The organism is Phocaeicola intestinalis, from assembly GCF_014837065.1.
In the GTDB taxonomy this organism is placed as follows: Bacteria; Bacteroidota; Bacteroidia; order Bacteroidales; family Bacteroidaceae; genus Phocaeicola; species Phocaeicola intestinalis.
This window is the reverse complement of the sequence record NZ_JACSPP010000034.1, coordinates 22,002-39,316: the sequence shown is the minus strand read 5'-3', so window position 1 is coordinate 39,316 and position 17,315 is coordinate 22,002. Positions and strand designations below refer to the sequence as shown.

The following is a 17,315-nucleotide window of genomic DNA, read 5'->3' as shown; positions in this document are numbered from 1 at the left end:
TGTGTGTGATTATCAGTAATTTGCAATTTTATGATATTTCTTGAATGTATAGGTTCGAGAGCCTGTCTCTCCGCTGATAATCTTTTAGAGATTAACAAGTTATAGGAATTAAGCGTAAAAACTTAGTTCCTATTTTTTTGTTCGGAAAGAGGGATTTGTGGCGTTGTTTTGAAATGTTTAGAATCACAATCTCACCACCAAAAAGTTGTATATATCATATACTTTATATACCTTTGCGAAAAACGAAACGAATATTATGGATACTACGGTTAAAGCTACTAGAAGAAAAATAATAGACATACCAGAAGATATTTTCCGGTATCTGTCTGTAAAAGCAGCCATGCAAGGCACCAATTTAAAAAGATACATTGAGGGACTTCTTGCGAAAGACGTAGAGGATATGCTAGCCGGTATGGATGACAATGATGCATACCGGTGGCTTTCAAAAAATGAACCTGACGGGCATGTAAGGGTCGGGGAAAAAGAAAAACAGGATTTTGAAAACTGGCTGGGTATTGAAAGGAAATGAGGTAGAGTATTCAAAGGCATTTGTTAAGGCAGTCAGAAAATTATCCGGCAAAGTACTTGATTCTGTCAGGAATGCCATACAGGGAGTCATGGAAGCCCGATGTATTGATGAAATAACTGATTGCAAGAAGCTGGTCGGCTATGATTTCGTTTATCGCATACGCATCGGCAGTTACCGGGCGTTCTTCACCTTCCATGTCCATATTGAAAATGATGTGGTGATGTTCGAGTATCTGTTGCCAAGAGGAGAAGCCTATGATAAGAAGAATCAGGAAAAACTGCGCCGTATAGATGAATAAAATAAAAAGAAAAAAGAAAAGCCGTCATCAGAATTCCTCGCTCTGACTCGGCTCCTCACTATTCCATGCAGTTTCAACCATAAAGACGAAAGCTGCTATGGCTACTCCTGATTTTCCAGCCCTCGAATTGATTCCTGACCATCTTCTGAAATTCAGGCTCAACCCGGCATATTTTTCATTATTTTCTTTGAAACTGCCATTTAAATACACAATTTCACACCATTCAAAGTATAAATGCCTATGATTTGATGGGAGAACATGTACGCATACAGTTTCATGATGAGATATATAAAACATTCGGAGACAAACGTAAAACCTTGTTTATACCACGTTATGTCATTTTCGATAAAAAAGGACAGATTCGTTTCAACGCAGCAGCTTCTCCCGAAAATATAGAGCAGCTCAAAGCGTTCGACCGCAATTCACCCTGCAGCCACCTGTTTCCTGTATTCGCTGGGTGTATATCCTGACACTTTCTTAAATACCCGGTTGAAATGTTGGGAATATTGAAAGCCCAATTCATCGGCAATCTGGTTTACGGTCTTCTCCGTATCGGCGAGCATGTCTTTGGCAGTATCTATGATTTTACCCTGGATGTATTCCTGCGGATTTTTTCCCGTTTCTTTCTTAATAAGGTCTCCAAAGTAGTTGGGAGAAAGAAATACCTTATCGGCAAAATACCGTACGGTCGGCAGTCCGTTTGTACGCGACTTGCCGCTTTGAAAATAATCGTCGAGCAAGGCCTCGAAACGGGTCAGCACATCCTTGTTTGATTTCTCGCGGGTGACGAATTGCCGGTTATAAAAACGCATACAATAGTCAAGCAGCAACTGGATATTTCTTGCAATCAGCCGTTTGCTCAACTTGTCTATCGGATGCGTCAGTTCCATTTTTATTTTAGCCAGACAATCGAGGATGATGCTTTTCTCTTCGTCCGAAAGGTGCAGGGCTTCAGTGGAATTATAAGAAAAGAAAGAATAAGACTTGATTTCCTGTCCGAGCGATGTGCCTTTAATCAGATCGGGATGAAACACAATGCCGCGTGCCGTGGGCTTCATGCCTTCCAGCATTTCCGTTTCCGACACCTGCCCCGGTGCAAAACTGGTAATCGTGCCTTCCCGATAATCATAAACCTGCCTTCCATAACGGATATCGCCACATTTGGTTTCTTTCAAGAACAGGGCATAGATGCCGTAATTGATAGTGAAACGTGTAGGGAATCGGGTGGCTTCCGAAAGGTCGATGACATTCACCAACGGGTGAAGTGTTTCCAGTCCGAACAGTTTGTTGTACTCTTCTACCGTATCCATTTTTATCAAATCTGTTTTCATATTCGTATCATCATTACATTCTTGTATCGCAAAAATAAAAGTTTCTACCGTAACTTGTATCGGCGTTGAACCGTAATCTGTAAATGAGTTACAAATCTCCGTAAATAGGTTATGTCCTTTAAGTTGGATACCGGCTATTTTTGCAAAAAAAGAAAAGCGATGAATGATAATGGAAAAATAAATCGCAGGGACTTTATCAAGAGTTCCGTGCTGACTGGAGGAGTATTGTTCGCACAGGCAGCGATACCTGCCCGTGCCATGGATTTTCTTTCGGAGAAAAACAAGAATGAAAACGCAATGTTTACAGATGACGGATTAGTAAAAGGAGTATGCGACATCCACCTGCACTGCCGCCCCGATTCGCGGGAACGCTCGGTAGATGAATATGGTTTCATGCAGGATGCCATGCGTGCCGGATATCGTGCCGTGATGTTCAAGTCCAATGATTTCAGTTGTCACGACAGGGCATATATCATCCGGCAGGCACTGCCGGAAGCGGAATGTTTCGGCAGTTTCTGCATGAACCGTGTGCATGGGGACAAGGTAAATCCGTTTGCCGCACAGAAAGCCGTAGAAACAAGTGGAGGACTGTGCCGGTGCATCTGGATGCCGACACTTGACGCAGCCTATCATTACCAATGTGAAGGCAAGAAAGAGAAAGGCATTCCCGTGTTGGATGATAACGGACAGGTATTGCCCGAAGTCGTCCGCGTAATGGAAATCTGCGCGGAAGCCGGCATCATCTTTGCTACCGGACACGCTTCGCCCAAAGAAAGCATCACGCTCGCCCGTAAGGCAAAGGAAATAGGTGTGGACAAATTTGTCGTCACTCATGCCAATTCTCATTTCTGGAAAATGACTGCCGACCAGATTAAGCAGTGCATCGACCTTGGCGCATACATCGAATATTGCTACCTGCCCTGCCTGTGGGGAGAAGGCACAAAGATGCCGCAATATTCCCGGCAAAGCATCGGGGAGTTTGCCGGTTTTGTTCGCATTGCCCCGTCACGGAGTTTCATTTCCACCGACTTAGGACAGGCGGTGATGCCACACCCCATTGAGGGTATGAGGGATTGCATCCTGAAACTGCTGGCAGAAGGCATCCCTCAAAGCGACATTGACTTACTGGTACGTCATAACCCGGCGTGGCTCATTGGATTGACTCAGCATTAATTCTTCATTTTTAGTTCTTCATTCTTCATTTAAAAATTATGGATAGAAGAGATTTCATCAAAAGCGGATTATTCGCCGCGGCTGTCGGTGCCGCAATGGGACCGAAAGCCATTGCGCAAGAAGCAAACAGACGTGTGGAGCAGGAGCAGAAAGCAAAAGACATCCTGAATTACAACCCACAGATGCAATACCGCCCGATGGGCAGAACAGGGGTAAATGTATCGGCATTAGGTTTTGGCATGTTGCGCCTGCCAATGAAGAACGGGCATGTGGATTTCGACCAGACCACCCCGATGGTACACCGTGCCATCGAAGGCGGAGTGAACTACATTGATACCGGACGTGTCTATATGGGAGGCGAAAGCGAGCAGGCAGTCGGCAAGGCACTTGCCGGAGGCTGGCGCGACCGGGTTTATGTCACTTCCAAAATGCCGTGGTGGGAGATGCAGCGTGCGGACGATTTCGAAAAGTTCTTCGACCAGTCCCGGCGTGCGATTGATACGAATGTGATTGATTTCTACCACATCCACATGATTATGCACCGGGCATGGAAAGACTACGTGCTGCCGTATCGGCTTATCGAGAAAATGGAGAATCTGAAGGCGCAAGGGAAAATACGCTTTATGGGATTCTCTTTCCACGACAGCCTGCAACTGTTCAAACGGGTAGTCGAATATACACCGGCATGGGATTTCTGCCTCATTCAGCACAATTACCTTGATTATGAATACGAGGCAGGTGTGCTCGGTCCGCAATATGCTGCTGCCAACGGTATGGGGCTGGCGGTAATGAAGCCTGTCCGCACCGGCTTCCTTGCCAACCTGCCACAAGTGATGCGCGATGCGCTTGCCTCTACCGGTATCCGAAAACCCGATGCGGAGTGGGCACTGGATTACCTGTGGGACATTCCCGAAGTAAGCGTAGCCGTCAGCGGTATGGGCTCCATGGAAGATGTGGAAGAAAACCTGAGCTATGCAGCCAAGGCAAAACCGAATATGCTCACACCTGCCGAACGCGAGGCATTGGGAGCAGCCATCTACGCTTACCGCCATGCACCGGGACACATTGACTGTACCGGATGTTACCAGTGTATTCCCTGCCCGCAGAATGTTGCCATCGGTTACATCTTCGCCTATGTCTACAACAACTACCTGCTGCACCGCAACAAGGAGCGGGCAATGATGGATTACACTGTATCCATGTCTCCCGTCCAGCGCGGCGATCCGGCTTCATCGTGCATCGGATGCGGAGAATGCCTGGCAAAGTGCCCGCAGCATCTGGATATTCCCAATCTGTTGGCAAAAGTAAAGGAAACAATGGGAAAATAATCCGTAAATCGGTTACAACCGTCAGTAAATATGTTATCTCCTTTCCACCGGCAGTCTGCTACCTTTGCATCAGAATCATTAAATATAACCTACAAAATGAAAACGAACAACAACTACGACATGTATATCCCTACCCGTGTAATGTTCGGTGCAGGGATGCTGAACAAACTGAGTGAACAACCCATGCCGGGACGGCGTGCCCTCATTATCATCTCTAATGGTAAATCCACCCGCGCCAATGGCTATCTGGCTCGCACGGAAGAGCAGTTGCACAAAGCCGGTGTGGAGACCTGCATCTTCGACGGTGTAGCTTCCAATCCTACCGTAGGCAACGTCAATGCCGGTGCAAAGGCTGCGCGTGACAATGGGTGTGATTTTCTCATTGCGTTGGGTGGAGGCAGTGTCATGGATTGCGCAAAGGCTATTGCAGTCATGGCTACGAATGAAGGCGAACTGTGGGATTACGTGCCCATTGGTTCAGGAAAAGGACAGCCTATTGCCGTAAAGCCGTTGCCTATCGTTGCTATTACCACCACGGCAGGTACAGGGTCGGAAACGGACAACTCCGGTGTTATTACGAAGGAAGACACGTTTGAGAAAGCTTTCGTGGGTGATGCATCCCTGTTTCCCGTCCTCTCTATCGTTGATGCGGAACTGATGAAAAGTGTACCGGCAACATTCACTGCCTATCAAGGCTTCGATGCCCTGTTCCATAGCACGGAAGGATACATTGCGAAAGGTGCCAATCTGATGAGCGACATGTATGCCCTCGAAGCCATCCGCAACATTGCCGAATACCTGCCTCGTGCCATCAAGGACGGCAACGACCTCGAAGCCCGTACCCGTGTGGCTTTCGGCAATACGTTGTCCGGCGGCGTGATGTGCCTGACGCTTATCACCAGCGAGCACGCCCTGGAACATGCCCTTTCCGCTTATCATCCCAACCTGCCCCACGGTGCCGGTCTGATTATGGTGAGCCGTGCCTATTATAAATATTTCATCGAGCACCATGCCTGCGACGATCGCTTCATCCGCATGGCACAGGCAATGGGTATGCCGGAAGCCACGAAACCCAAAGACTTCCTGACCGCCCTCACCCGTCTGCAAGAGGCGTGCGGCGTTGCCGACCTGAAGATGTCCGACTACGGCATTACTCCCGACGAGTTCGAGACGCTGATGCGTAACACCCGTGAGGTAATGGGCGTGATGTTCACCAGCGACCGTGTCCAGATGTCGGACGAAGATATCGTGAACGTCTATCGGGAATCCTACAAATAAGAACGACTCCCATTGGGAACAGCGGGGAAAGCACTTCTCCGCCAGGATTGGCGCTGTCGACTACATGGTAAGTAATTTTAGAAAAAGGAAAAAACGATGAATAGACTGCATCTCGTCCTCCTGTTGCTGCTCTCGGTCTTTATGACAGCAGTTCAGGCACAACAAAGAGTTTCAGACAATCAAATGAAAGCAAATATGGGAAATAACACAATCAGACTGACCATCAAGGACGGTAAGACATTTACCGCCACTTTAGCGGATAATTCGTCCGCAGATGCTTTGATAGAATTGCTATCAAAAGGAGACGTCACCGTGAAAATGGAAGACTACGGCAACATGGAAAAAGTGGGACCGCTGGGTACCAGCCTTCCGCGCAATGACCGACAGACATCGACCGGTCCCGGTGACATCATCCTTTACCAGGGGAAATACCTGGTAATTTATTATTCGACCAATTCGTGGAACTTCACCCGCATAGGCAAGATAGATAATACCAATGGCGCACAATTGAAATCAGCATTGGGAAACGGTGATGTAACGGTAACGCTCTCATTAGGCAAATAATAACGATGAAAACAAGAACATTAGGAAAACAAGGACTGGAAGTTTCGGAAGTAGGACTGGGCTGCATGGGATTTACGCAGAGTTATCCTCCTTATCCCGACCGGAAAGAAGCCATCGCCACGCTGCGCGAGGCGGTAGAGTTGGGAGTTACATTCTTTGATACGGCAGAGGTGTATAGTGCGTTCAAGAACGAAGAGTTAGTGGGCGAAGCTTTGGAACCGGTCCGCGACAAAGTAGTCATCGCCACGAAGTTCGGCTATAACCTGGTGGATATGCCCGACCTCAATACATCGGCACGCCCCGTAAGCCTGTCAAGCAAGCCTGACACCATCCGCCGGGCGGTGGAAGGTTCGCTCCGCCGCCTGCGTACCGACCATATTGACCTCTACTACCAGCACCGGGTAGACCCAGATACGCCGATAGAAGAAGTGGCAGATACGGTTGCCTCGCTCATCAAAGAGGGCAAGGTATTATATTGGGGCTTGTCCGAAGCCGCTCCTGCCACGGTGCGCCGTGCCCATGCCGTCTGTCCGCTTACGGCGGTGCAGAGCGAGTATTCCCTGTGGTACCGTCAGGTGGAAAAGGAACTGCTCCCTACCTTGGAGGAACTGGGCATCGGCTTCGTGCCGTTCAGTCCGCTGGGGAAAGCCATGCTGACCGGACGCTTCGACCGCAACACCACGTTCGACAAGACGGATTTCCGTTCCTCCATTCCCCGTTTCCAGCCGGAGAACCTGCAACACAATGTAGCGTTGGTAGAGTATGTGAAAGAACTTGCCCATCGGAAAGAAACCTCTCCGGCACGTATTGCCATCGGCTGGCTCCTGGCACAGCAACCGTGGATTGTCCCTATTCCCGGCACGAAACGTATTGAACGCATCAAGGAGAATATCGGCGGAGCGGACATTCGCTTTACCACGGAAGAGCTTGCCGATATCCGCCGTCATCTGGACAGCATCGAAATCATCGGAGCACGATATCCCGAAGACCAGGAGGCGTTGACCGGCAAATAGTCATACAATTTTCAAACGGAAGAGAATATGAAAAAGAACATCGGCCAGACACTGGCATTGTATCCCACCCCTGCAGTAGTGGTGGGTACGGAAGTAAACGGAAAGGTAAACTGGCTGCTCGTTGCCCATGTGGGCATCATCGGGCACGACCGCATCCTGCTGAGTATGCACAAGGCGCATTACACCAACCAAAGTGTGAAAACCACAGGCAAGGTGTCCGTCAATATGGTAGACGAAGCCATGCTGCAACGTGCTGACTATGTCGGTTGCGTCAGCGGAGCAAAAACGGACAAATCGGAAGTTTTTGCCTGGCATCCGGGTGAAGCCGGAACTCCTGTCATTGATGAAAGTCCGTTGGTGATGGAATGTGAGGTGGTAGATAATTACGGAACGGATACGTTCGATAACTTCATCTGCAAAATCACGAACACCTATGCCGAAGAAAGTATTCTCAATGACAAAGGGAAGCCGGACTACAGCAAAGTGAAGCCCGTCCTCTTCGAAATGCCCAACTATACCTATTTGCGGACGGGAGACGAAATCGCTAAATGTACGACATTTGGAAAAACATTTAATCCTGAGAACTGATAAAGCGCCGGGATTTTCTCCGTAAATCCCTGCTCGCAGCTACAGGGAGTATGATCTTGGGAGGCGGCATCATGAAAGCCGTAGAAAATTTGAACACTAAAAATAGTAGTAGAATGAAAATAGTAGTATTGACCGGTAGTCCCCGCCGGAATGGAAATTCGGCTTATCTGGCGGAACAGTTCATCAAAGGCGCACAGGAAAAAGGACATGAGATATACCGTTTCGATTGCGCCTTCAAACAAGTGGAACCTTGCCGTGCCTGCAACCGTTGCGGCATGGACGGTCCGTGTGTGATAAAGGATGATTTTAATGAACTGCGTCCGCATCTCATCGCGGCAGACATGGTAGTGTTCGCCACACCGATGTATTATTTTGGCATTTCAGCACAGATGAAACGGGTAATCGACCGATTCTATGCCATCAACGGGCAAATTAAAGGCCATTACAAGAAGGCTGCTTACCTGATGACCTATGCCGATACGGCGAAGAAGGAAGCGGAACCGATGCTGCTGCATTACCACACTCTAATGGATTATCTCGGTTGGGAAAGCGTAGGCGAGGTGGTCGCTTCCGGGGTATGGACGGCAGGTTCCATTCGCAACACCCGCTATCCCGAACAGGCATATCAGTTAGGAAAAAGTCTATAGACAGTAACATGATGAATATGAAACAATCTGTAATTATATTCGCCTTATTGCTGGCAGGACTCATGCCGGCAAAGGCACAGAACGACGAAACAATGAACAGAATAGAAACGTGCAAGGAAAATTACCGTACCCTTTTCGGCGGTGAAGCCCTGACCGGACAGGGCACAGACCCGGAGATGATGGACATCCTTCAGAAATTTATCTTCGGCGAAGTGTTTACTACGGGAAACTTGAGCTTGAAACAGCGCGAAATGATTACTTGTGTCACCCTTGCCACGATGCAGACGCTTCCGCAACTGAAAGTCCATGCGGGAGCCGCCCTGAACGTGGGCGTCACCCCTGTGGAATTACGGGAAGCGATGTATCTGACAGCACCGTTCATCGGTTTCCCCAAGATGCTCAATGCCGTCGGAACGGTGAACGAAGTATTCAAGGAGCGCGACATCAGCCTTCCCTTGGAGAATCAGACCACCGTCACCGAAGCGAACCGTCATGAGCAGGGCGCAGCCATTCAGGACAAACTCTACCACGGAGGAATCTCTGCCGTGATGGAAGGCGTGTCCGGCGGAATGGGTGAAGAGGTAGCACGCTTCCTGACCGACTATTTCTTTGGCGAAATATACACCCGTAACGGACTTGACTTGAAAACCAAAGAACTGCTCGGCTACTGCATCCTGACGACACTGGAGACGGAAAGCCAGTTGCAGTCGCACTTCCACGGAAACATCCAGGCAGGCAATACGCCCGAAGAAGTGACCGCAGCGGTCATCCAATGTCTTCCCTACATTGGTTTCCCGGCAGCCATCAAGGCACTGCGCATCATCAAGCAGGAAACTGCCAAACCGGCTGCACCGGCTACGGATAACCTGGTACGCCTTTCGAAAATAACAGTAGACCCGGAACGGTTGGATGAATACAACGCCTATCTGAAAGAGGAAATAGAAGCCTCCATGCGGCTGGAGCCGGGCGTGCTCACTCTTTATGCCACAGCCGAAAAGGATGCGCCCCACAAGATTACCATCCTCGAAATCTATGCCGACCGTGCCGCTTACGAAAGCCATTTGAAGACTCTCCATTTCCAGAAGTACAAACAGGGTACGCTGGATATGGTAAAGGATTTGGAACTGGTGGATACGACACCGCTGATTCCGGGACTGAAAATAAAGTAATTTTTTTCATGCCAATCAGGAGTTAAAAGGGAGTTATAGGTAGTTATCGCCCGCAGGGCGGGCTGGAAGTTAGATGCCAATACCTTTTTGCGCCGGTTTCAGAAGTAAGACTATTGGCCTGTAACTCCTGAACGAAGTGATAACTCCTGTGAAACATAACTACGTTTAACTCCTGATTCGCATTTTTCATTTAAAAGGCAATATGGAAGACTTGAACAAGAAAGAAGGTTTCAGCCGTCGCGGTTTTCTGAAGACGGCGGCTGCTGTGGGTGCAGCTCTGGCTGTCTCCCCGGCATTGGACAAAGTACAGGCTGCCACTCGTGCGGTTACCGGAAGCAAAACTGCATCTGCCGGAGATGCCAAAGCCGCAACGATTACCGCCCACCGTACGCTCGGTACAGGCAAGGCGGCTTTCGAGGTGTCGGCATTGGGATTCGGCGTGATGGGCATGACCTACAACCGCAGTTATCATCCCGACAAAAAGCAGTGCATCCGCCTGCTGCACGAGGCGATGGACCGTGGCGTGACGCTGTTTGACACCGCCATCATCTACGGTCCGTTGAACAATGAAGAACTGGCAGGCGAAGCATTGGGAGAGTTTCGAGGTAAAGTGAACGTAACGACCAAGTTCGGTCATGAAGTTATCGACGGGAAAGCCACCGGACGACAGGACAGCCGCCCCGCCACCATCCGCCGCTATTGCGAGGAATCGTTGAAACGCCTGCGCACCGATGTCATTCCGATGTTCTACCAACACCGCTTCGACCGCAACACGCCGGTGGAGGACGTGGCGGGGACTATCGCCGATTTGATAAAGGAAGGCAAGGTCTTGCATTGGGGCATGTGCGAGGTCAGCGCAGAGACTATCCGCAAGGCGCACGCTGTCTGTCCGCTGACCGCCATCCAGAGCGAATATCACCTGATGCACCGTGAGGTAGAGAAGAACGGTGTGTTGGATGTATGCCGTGAACTGGGTATCGGTTTCGTGCCTTACAGTCCGATGAACCGGGGCTTCCTCGGCGGCGACTTAAATGAATATACCGAGTTCGACCCGCACAACGACAACCGCACCACGCTGCCCCGCTTTACACCGGAAGCCATGCGTACCAATTATCGCATCGTGAATGTGCTGCAACGCTTCGGACGCGAACGGGGCATGACCGCCGCCCAGCTTGCCCTTGGCTGGCTTTTGCAGAAAGAACCGTGGATAGTACCCATTCCCGGCACCACGAAGCTCTCGCACCTCGAAGAAAACCTGCGCACACTGGACTTCACCCTCTCTGCCGAAGAGTGGAAACAGCTGGAGGATGCCGTAGCCGCCATTCCCGTAACGGGCGACCGCTACAATGCCGAACAACAGAAACAAGTGGGATTCTGAAATTAAAAATCCCTTGCCTGCCGTTCCGCTTGCAGGGGATCTTCAGAACTTCTTATACCATGCGGCGGAATGGATTGGTGTATTTTAATGAAACATAACTATTCACCACAGAGTACCACAAAGGAAAAATTTAAAAGACTCTGTGTGCCCCTGTGTCCTCCTTCGTCTGGTGTAAGATTAATAATCTTCCGCTTGTAAGATTAATAATCTTGCAGCCTGAAGATTAATAATCTTACAGCGGATGAGCCTATATGCGTTTGCCGACGCACCTATATCCGCAGACTTCCGCAACCGGCTGCGTCTTGCAATGATATTATCTGGAAGGGCGGCAGTCAGTAAGAAACTGCTTTGAATTTATCGTGTGATGATTGGGGATGATTTTTCAACCGCAAAATTTTGCGTCTCTATTATGAGGAAAATAGTGAGTTTTCTGACGAAGAACAGAAGGATCCCCCAATCGCCCAAAGCACACACGAAAACGGATACATCAAGACGAGAATAACTTTTTGGAGAAATTCAAAACAAGAAAATGCACATTTTAATGCCGCTTAAAGTATAAATCTGATTAGAATTGCCGTGCGATGTCCTGCATATCATTAATAAGCTTGCACGTATGATACCCATCGGCTACAGCATGACTGACGAAGACAGAAATCGGTATCTCCACACGTCCATTCGCCTCGAAATATTTCCCGAATTTAATGAGCGGAAAAAGAAACGCACTTTCCGTATAAGTATCTTGTGCAAAGGCTGTAAAACTCAGCCACGGCAGGCATGAGATGGGACAAAAATTAGCTGGTTGTTCAGGACGTGCTTTAATGACTCCTGTCACATTGCGGTATTTTTCCATATCTTCCACAACGGTGTGGTAGAACGTATCGAAATCATCATAATATTCGCTCCAGATATCTGTAAATGTCCTGGTTTCCGGGTGAAACAAGGTGTAACATGGAACAACCTCTTCCCAATACCCCAACTCTCCATTTACGTTAAAACTCATACGAAATTCTTTGTTCTGATTGACAGCTTTCATAATGACATAAAGCATCGTAGGAAAGAACCTGATTCCTCTTCTTTTCTGTTCGCTTACAAGGTGGGTAATGTCAATGTTGGCATTGAGGTTGTATTTACATTTGATTTGGGAATAGTAGTAATCAAAGTAAATAGTTCGTTCCCACGTAGATTTGTCTATGATATGAAATGATGCGCTCATATTATTTTTGTTTACGAAGATAGCAAAAATCGGAAAGCAGAGCAAGGAAAAACAGTGATTTCCCTGCTTTGACCCTCACAACAAAACACTTTGAGCCGAAGGGCAAAAACGATGTTACACATTCGCACTATCTTTGTAGAAAACAATGACACCCAGCCTGTGGATACGTTCGTCACAGACTGACAATTGCCATACTATGCTAACAGAGTGGCTGAAAGAGATTAACAATGGCTCAACAGATAATAATCATTTGAAATAAAAACATTACGTTATGAACAAGATTTTATTATCCATCGCGGCAGTACTTGCCATCTGCTTTACCGCCTGCGCCCAAAAGAAAGACAAACCTAATGTAAGCAACACGTCATCCAAGACGTTGGTCGCTTATTTTTCAGCAACCGGAACCACTGCCCAAGTCGCTCGTAACATTGCAGACATTACCGGAGGAGAACTGTTCGAAATTGCACCTCAGAGCCCTTATACTGAGGCTGACCTCGACTGGAACGACCGCCAGTCACGCAGTTCAGTAGAGATGGACGATGCCCAATCCCGTCCGACACTTAAAGCAACGAAAACGGACATTGCCGGATATGATGTCGTTTTTATCGGCTATCCTATCTGGTGGAACCTTGCTCCAAGAATCATCAACACATTCATTGAAAGTCATGACCTGAAAGGCAAAACCCTTATTCCGTTCGCCACTTCCGGTGGAAGCAGTATCAGTAACAGTGTTTCCGAATTGAAAAAATCCTATCCAAGCCTGAACTGGAAAGAAGGAAAGTTACTGAACGGAATGAGCAACGATGCCATACAAAATTGGATAACCAACCTTAACAATCAATAAAGACCGGCAATAACGCTTGAAACGATACTGTTTCTTCACATTCTTCCCTCATCAGAGTAACTATAATAAGAACCGTCTGTCACAATCAAGTGGTCAAGCAAACGTATGTTCATCAGCGCAGAAGCTTGCTTTACCGATTGAGTCAGACGGTCATCGTCAGGACTAGGAGAAATATTGCCGGAAGGATGATTGTGACAAAGCACCAGTGATACCGCACGTTTCAATAAAGCCTCCCGCAAAATACAACGCACATCTACCTGAGTGGAAGCCAGTCCACCCTGACTGATACGGACACGATCTATAATTTTCGAAGACTGGTTAAGCAGCAATATCCAACATTCCTCAATTGGCAAGTCACACATCAACGGGTAAAAAAGCTCATAAATATCACGGGACGTACGAATTTGCTTCCGCTCTTTAGGCTCCTCTTCCATGCGTCGCTTTCCCAATTCTGAAGCAGCAAGAATCGTCACGGCTTTTGCCAGGCCAATACCTTTAAAATGGCATAAATCCTCAATATTAGCTCTCCCTAATTCACTCAGGCTGTTGTGATAGCAGTCAAGCACTTTCCGCATCAGTCCCACAGCCGAATCTTCCTGACTGCCAGAGCCTATCAGAATAGCAAGCAGCTCAGCATTGCTTAATGCTGCTGAACCTTGCTGTATCATCCGTTCACGTGGACGGTCTTCTTCTGCCCACTGATTAATAGTCAATTTGTTTTCCATTATTGGTAAAAATTCTTCTCGAAAGCTGCGAACTCTCCTTGCCGGCATACACAACGTTTCCACCATGCACAAAGGAATCCCAAACCATATCCTGTTAATTGGATAAACGCAGCAACAACAGAAAGTATACCAATCCGGACACTTTTATTTTGCACCGAAGCATCAATAAAAATAATCAAAGAAAATACCAGCAACAATAATAAGCTCCAAATACAGAACGGAGCAACCAGCAGAAGAGCAATCACCCCCAAAACAAATACAGCCGGTAACCCGTGTACCAACTTCAGCGATTCTGGATACTTCTTATAAAGATTAATACGTGCAATCCCCGAATTGTATACTTGCTTGAAAAATTTATGCCAGTCCGTACGGCGCTTATGCCACACCCAGGCTTCAGGAAAAAGCCGGCAATGATAGCCATTTTGGAAAATCCGGATGCTGAAGTCAATATCTTCACCAAAACGCATCTTCGAAAATCCTCCCAATGCCTGATAAACCTCTCTCCGTACTCCCATATTAAAACTACGGGGATAGAACTTATCCATTTTCCTCGTACCTCCCCGAATACCTCCAGTTGTAAAAAAAGAAGTCATGGCATAATTAATAGCCTTTTGGATGGAAGAAAACGAATCATTCGCACGGTCCGGTCCCCCAAAAGCATCAGCAGGGTTTCTTTGCAGTTCAGCCTCTATCGCATCAAGATAACCTGGAGGCAACACACAATCAGAGTCCAATATAATCAGGTATTCGCCATGACTGCGCTCCGCTCCATAATTCCGCGTTTGTCCAGGACCTGAATTAGATTTTACAAAATAATGTATATTTAATAATTCTGCGTACCTGTCTACCACAGACTCACAGGAATTTGAAGACCCGTCTTCTACCACGAGCACTTCAAATTCCGTATAATGTTGTTTTGTCAAACTATCTAACAATTCATCCACTTCATCCGGACGATTGTAGACAGGAATAATCAACGAATATTTCATCCTTTTTTCAGTTTAGCACGTACTACTTCAAATACAGCCGGCAACAAAGAAATAAAGATAATAGCCACAAGCAGCAATTTCAAGTTTTCTTGTACAAAAGGAAGATCTCCAAAGAAATGTCCCGCATAGGCAAACAAGGCAACCCACAAAGCGGCACCAATCAGGTTATAACACATAAAATAATAATAATGCATCTTACCCATACCAGCTACAAACGGAGCAAAAGTGCGGACAATAGGGACAAAACGGGCTATAATAATGGTCTTGCCTCCATACTTCTTAAAAAAATCATGGGTCTTATTCAAATAACTTTGCTTGAATATTTTCGAATTAGGATTACTAAATAACTTCTGCCCTAGAAAATGCCCAATCATATAATTGCACGAATCCCCCAATACTGCTGCCAGAAAAACGACAAGTACCAATGTATGTATTTCCAACGGCATATCCGGTAAAGCGGTAATGGCACCTGCAACAAACAACAGAGAATCGCCAGGCAAAAATGGAGTAACTACCAAACCTGTTTCACAAAAAATGACAAGAAACAAAATAGCATATGTCCAAGTATGATAATTCTGCACAATATCAATCATATACCTGTCGATATGCAAAACAAAATCAATAATAAAATCCATTATACGTAATTAATTAAACAAACTTATAAATCAAAAACAAAAGGACACTGCACAGAAACAAGCATATCGCATGACCCTCCTGCAGTGTCCTTAACGTTGAAATCTTTAATCTATATATTTAAATACTAAGGCTTGAGACCTTCCATTGCCTGTTTGGCTGTAGGATTCTCCGGATCTATCGCAAGAATCTTTTCCCAATAAACCTTAGATTGTTCATATTCCTCTTTCAAGAAATAATAATACCCCAAGTAACTTTCACATTCGATAAGCACATTCTTTGATGCTTTCGGATTCTGCTCCAAAATAGCAAGTGCCTTTTCGTAATAAGGTTTTGCCAATCCCATTGTAGTTTCAGGATCAAGCATAGCATTTGTACGCGCACGCCAAAAATTACCCAAATAATTATCAGGCACCCGCTCAGCAACCTGGGCAAAAATAGTATCAGCTTCCATCAAATACGCTTTACGCTGGATAGTATCTACAGCGGCTACAGACTGATTGGTTGTAGAATCACCCGGAGTCGGCGTCATAGCACCCGCAGCCATATAATACAAACGGCCAAACATGAACAAGTCTGTCACTTCAGCCTTATCCTTCATACCGTCTAAATACAACTGATAAAAACGGATGGCCTCCGGATAGTTTTGCGCTTTCTGTTGTGCTTCTGAAGCTTCTTTAGCTATTTCAGGATGTTCACTCTTTTCATCTGCTTTCATGGCCTTATCAAATTCGACCATAGCCTTATCTACTTCATTATTGGCTGCGTACAGACGTCCCCGATACAAATAATCCATATATACATAATCCGGATTGTTCGGGTCAGCAAAGAATACATCTGAAGCCTGAATACCCTCTGTATATGCCTTCGTTTCATACAAGTCATACATTTTCAAGCGCTTCAACAAATGATTGTCCGCTTCCATAGCCAAACCTTTATTGACCATGTCTAATGACTGTGCATAATCTTTATTTAAATAAAGCAACATCGAATAGCGTGAATAATCCTGTACATCCGGATTTCCTTTTTGCATATATTCATCAAAGACCTGTTTAGCTTTACCATAACTACCCATCTGATAATAAGCATTTGCCAATTCTCGGTCAACACGAATTTCTGTCGGATGTTTTTCTTTCAGCTTCAGCAACATATTTACTGACAACTGAGGATTTACACCAATATATGCATTTGCATACTTATAATATGCATCATAACAATCCTCGTCAAACAAGATAGCTTGTTCATAATAACCGCAAGCTGTACCCACATCTTTCACAGACAGAGCAATATCTCCCTGCAGAACATAACTCTCTCCATTTTTCGAATCCACTTTTCTTGCACGTTCTGCATATTCTTTCGCTGCATCCATTTTACCATTGTCTAAATATGCTTTACCAATGGCAACCAACAAAGATACATTCTTTTTATTTTTACCTTTCAGAAGTTCATCGAAAGCATCTTCAGCAGCATCTGGATTATCTTTAATCATTGCAGCAATCTTGTCAATCTGCTTTGTCATATCGGGAGTCAAAGGCTCCTGAGCATACAGAGAAGCAGACAACAAAAAGCTCAAACAAAATGCACTCAAAACTCTAGTTTTCATAATCATATATTA

Annotated in this window: 17 protein-coding genes and 1 pseudogene; 12 read left to right on the top strand and 6 right to left on the bottom strand. The window is 46.5% G+C overall.

What is annotated here, in order from left to right:
• The first annotated feature begins 256 nt into the window (after positions 1-256).
• Entirely contained in the window at positions 257-529 is a 273-nt protein-coding gene (locus H9625_RS11070) for a hypothetical protein (RefSeq protein ID WP_013619293.1), read from the top strand.
• Positions 516-827, top strand: a complete 312-nt coding sequence (locus tag H9625_RS11065) for a type II toxin-antitoxin system RelE family toxin (RefSeq protein ID WP_191764351.1) — start codon at positions 516-518, stop codon at positions 825-827. Before H9625_RS11070 ends, H9625_RS11065 begins: the two co-directional genes overlap by 14 nt.
• Positions 828-1,249: 422 nt before the next feature.
• Here the strand turns inward: H9625_RS11065 and H9625_RS11060 are convergent, their stop codons facing one another.
• Complete coding sequence (locus tag H9625_RS11060; protein ID WP_191764350.1) at positions 1,250-2,158, bottom strand: helix-turn-helix domain-containing protein; 909 nt, start codon at positions 2,156-2,158, stop codon at positions 1,250-1,252.
• 159 nt (positions 2,159-2,317) lie between these two features.
• Between H9625_RS11060 and H9625_RS11055 the strand changes: the two genes are divergently transcribed.
• The 9 genes and pseudogenes from H9625_RS11055 (at position 2,318) to H9625_RS11015 (ending at position 11,296) form a co-directional block, all read left to right on the top strand.
• Positions 2,318-3,331, top strand: a complete 1,014-nt coding sequence (locus tag H9625_RS11055) for a DUF6282 family protein (protein ID WP_225226409.1) — start codon at positions 2,318-2,320, stop codon at positions 3,329-3,331.
• A gap of 38 nt (positions 3,332-3,369) precedes the next feature.
• Positions 3,370-4,659, top strand: a complete 1,290-nt coding sequence (locus H9625_RS11050; protein WP_191764346.1) for an aldo/keto reductase — start codon at positions 3,370-3,372, stop codon at positions 4,657-4,659.
• Positions 4,660-4,755: 96 nt separating this feature from the next.
• On the top strand, positions 4,756-5,937 hold the full coding sequence (locus tag H9625_RS11045) for an iron-containing alcohol dehydrogenase (RefSeq protein WP_191764344.1): 1,182 nt from the start codon (positions 4,756-4,758) through the stop codon (positions 5,935-5,937).
• Between the two features lie 96 nt (positions 5,938-6,033).
• Positions 6,034-6,501 (top strand): cyclophilin-like fold protein, encoded by a 468-nt coding sequence (locus H9625_RS11040; RefSeq protein ID WP_204472023.1) that lies wholly within the window; start codon positions 6,034-6,036, stop codon positions 6,499-6,501.
• Between the two features lie 5 nt (positions 6,502-6,506).
• Positions 6,507-7,514, top strand: coding sequence for an aldo/keto reductase (locus tag H9625_RS11035; RefSeq protein WP_191764342.1), 1,008 nt, complete (start codon positions 6,507-6,509; stop codon positions 7,512-7,514).
• Between the two features lie 27 nt (positions 7,515-7,541).
• Positions 7,542-8,066, top strand: a pseudogene (locus tag H9625_RS11030) (flavin reductase family protein); the annotation flags it as partial.
• A 149-nt stretch (positions 8,067-8,215) separates the two neighbouring features.
• The gene (locus tag H9625_RS11025) at positions 8,216-8,749 is read left to right on the top strand and encodes a flavodoxin family protein (protein WP_191764337.1); all 534 of its coding nucleotides are present in this window, start codon (positions 8,216-8,218) and stop codon (positions 8,747-8,749) included.
• Positions 8,750-8,760: 11 nt separating this feature from the next.
• Entirely contained in the window at positions 8,761-9,918 is a 1,158-nt protein-coding gene (locus H9625_RS11020) for a carboxymuconolactone decarboxylase family protein (RefSeq protein WP_394354937.1), read from the top strand.
• A gap of 202 nt (positions 9,919-10,120) precedes the next feature.
• Entirely contained in the window at positions 10,121-11,296 is a 1,176-nt protein-coding gene (locus H9625_RS11015; RefSeq protein WP_191764333.1) for an aldo/keto reductase, read from the top strand.
• A 565-nt stretch (positions 11,297-11,861) separates the two neighbouring features.
• On the opposite strand, the gene H9625_RS11010 is transcribed toward H9625_RS11015, so the two are convergent.
• Complete coding sequence (locus H9625_RS11010) at positions 11,862-12,509, bottom strand: CatA-like O-acetyltransferase (protein ID WP_022039699.1); 648 nt, start codon at positions 12,507-12,509, stop codon at positions 11,862-11,864.
• 271 nt (positions 12,510-12,780) lie between these two features.
• Between H9625_RS11010 and H9625_RS11005 the strand changes: the two genes are divergently transcribed.
• Positions 12,781-13,353, top strand: coding sequence for a flavodoxin (locus H9625_RS11005; RefSeq protein WP_022039698.1), 573 nt, complete (start codon positions 12,781-12,783; stop codon positions 13,351-13,353).
• 35 nt (positions 13,354-13,388) lie between these two features.
• Here the strand turns inward: H9625_RS11005 and radC are convergent, their stop codons facing one another.
• The 4 genes from radC to H9625_RS10985 all read right to left on the bottom strand — a co-directional run bounded on the left by radC (position 13,389) and on the right by H9625_RS10985 (position 17,309).
• Positions 13,389-14,078: a RadC family protein gene (gene radC, locus H9625_RS11000; RefSeq protein ID WP_022039697.1), complete on the bottom strand. Its 690-nt coding sequence runs from the start codon at positions 14,076-14,078 to the stop codon at positions 13,389-13,391.
• Positions 14,078-15,067 carry a glycosyltransferase gene (locus tag H9625_RS10995; protein ID WP_191764331.1) on the bottom strand — a complete coding sequence of 330 codons (990 nt, stop codon included), beginning with the start codon at positions 15,065-15,067 and terminating at the stop codon, positions 14,078-14,080. The genes radC and H9625_RS10995 overlap by 1 nt, the downstream gene beginning before the upstream one ends.
• Positions 15,064-15,702, bottom strand: coding sequence for a DedA family protein (locus H9625_RS10990; protein ID WP_022039695.1), 639 nt, complete (start codon positions 15,700-15,702; stop codon positions 15,064-15,066). The genes H9625_RS10995 and H9625_RS10990 overlap by 4 nt, the downstream gene beginning before the upstream one ends.
• Before the next feature lie 125 nt (positions 15,703-15,827).
• Positions 15,828-17,309 carry a tetratricopeptide repeat protein gene (locus tag H9625_RS10985; RefSeq protein WP_225226408.1) on the bottom strand — a complete coding sequence of 494 codons (1,482 nt, stop codon included), beginning with the start codon at positions 17,307-17,309 and terminating at the stop codon, positions 15,828-15,830.
• Between the last annotated feature and the right edge of the window lie 6 nt (positions 17,310-17,315).

Bases quoted from the DNA above. Each gene is read 5' to 3' on its own strand.
- H9625_RS11070 (WP_013619293.1), top strand. From the start codon at position 257: ATGGATACTACGGTTAAAGCTACTAGAAGAAAAATAATAGACATACCA.
- H9625_RS11060 (WP_191764350.1), bottom strand. From the start codon at position 2,158: ATGAAAACAGATTTGATAAAAATGGATACGGTAGAAGAGTACAACAAA.
- H9625_RS11055 (WP_225226409.1), top strand. From the start codon at position 2,318: ATGAATGATAATGGAAAAATAAATCGCAGGGACTTTATCAAGAGTTCC.
- H9625_RS11050 (WP_191764346.1), top strand. From the start codon at position 3,370: ATGGATAGAAGAGATTTCATCAAAAGCGGATTATTCGCCGCGGCTGTC.
- H9625_RS11045 (WP_191764344.1), top strand. From the start codon at position 4,756: ATGAAAACGAACAACAACTACGACATGTATATCCCTACCCGTGTAATG.
- H9625_RS11040 (WP_204472023.1), top strand. From the start codon at position 6,034: ATGAATAGACTGCATCTCGTCCTCCTGTTGCTGCTCTCGGTCTTTATG.
- H9625_RS11035 (WP_191764342.1), top strand. From the start codon at position 6,507: ATGAAAACAAGAACATTAGGAAAACAAGGACTGGAAGTTTCGGAAGTA.
- H9625_RS11025 (WP_191764337.1), top strand. From the start codon at position 8,216: ATGAAAATAGTAGTATTGACCGGTAGTCCCCGCCGGAATGGAAATTCG.
- H9625_RS11020 (WP_394354937.1), top strand. From the start codon at position 8,761: ATGAATATGAAACAATCTGTAATTATATTCGCCTTATTGCTGGCAGGA.
- H9625_RS11015 (WP_191764333.1), top strand. From the start codon at position 10,121: ATGGAAGACTTGAACAAGAAAGAAGGTTTCAGCCGTCGCGGTTTTCTG.
- H9625_RS11010 (WP_022039699.1), bottom strand. From the start codon at position 12,509: ATGAGCGCATCATTTCATATCATAGACAAATCTACGTGGGAACGAACT.
- H9625_RS11005 (WP_022039698.1), top strand. From the start codon at position 12,781: ATGAACAAGATTTTATTATCCATCGCGGCAGTACTTGCCATCTGCTTT.
- radC (WP_022039697.1), bottom strand. From the start codon at position 14,078: ATGGAAAACAAATTGACTATTAATCAGTGGGCAGAAGAAGACCGTCCA.
- H9625_RS10995 (WP_191764331.1), bottom strand. From the start codon at position 15,067: ATGAAATATTCGTTGATTATTCCTGTCTACAATCGTCCGGATGAAGTG.
- H9625_RS10990 (WP_022039695.1), bottom strand. From the start codon at position 15,702: ATGGATTTTATTATTGATTTTGTTTTGCATATCGACAGGTATATGATT.
- H9625_RS10985 (WP_225226408.1), bottom strand. From the start codon at position 17,309: ATGATTATGAAAACTAGAGTTTTGAGTGCATTTTGTTTGAGCTTTTTG.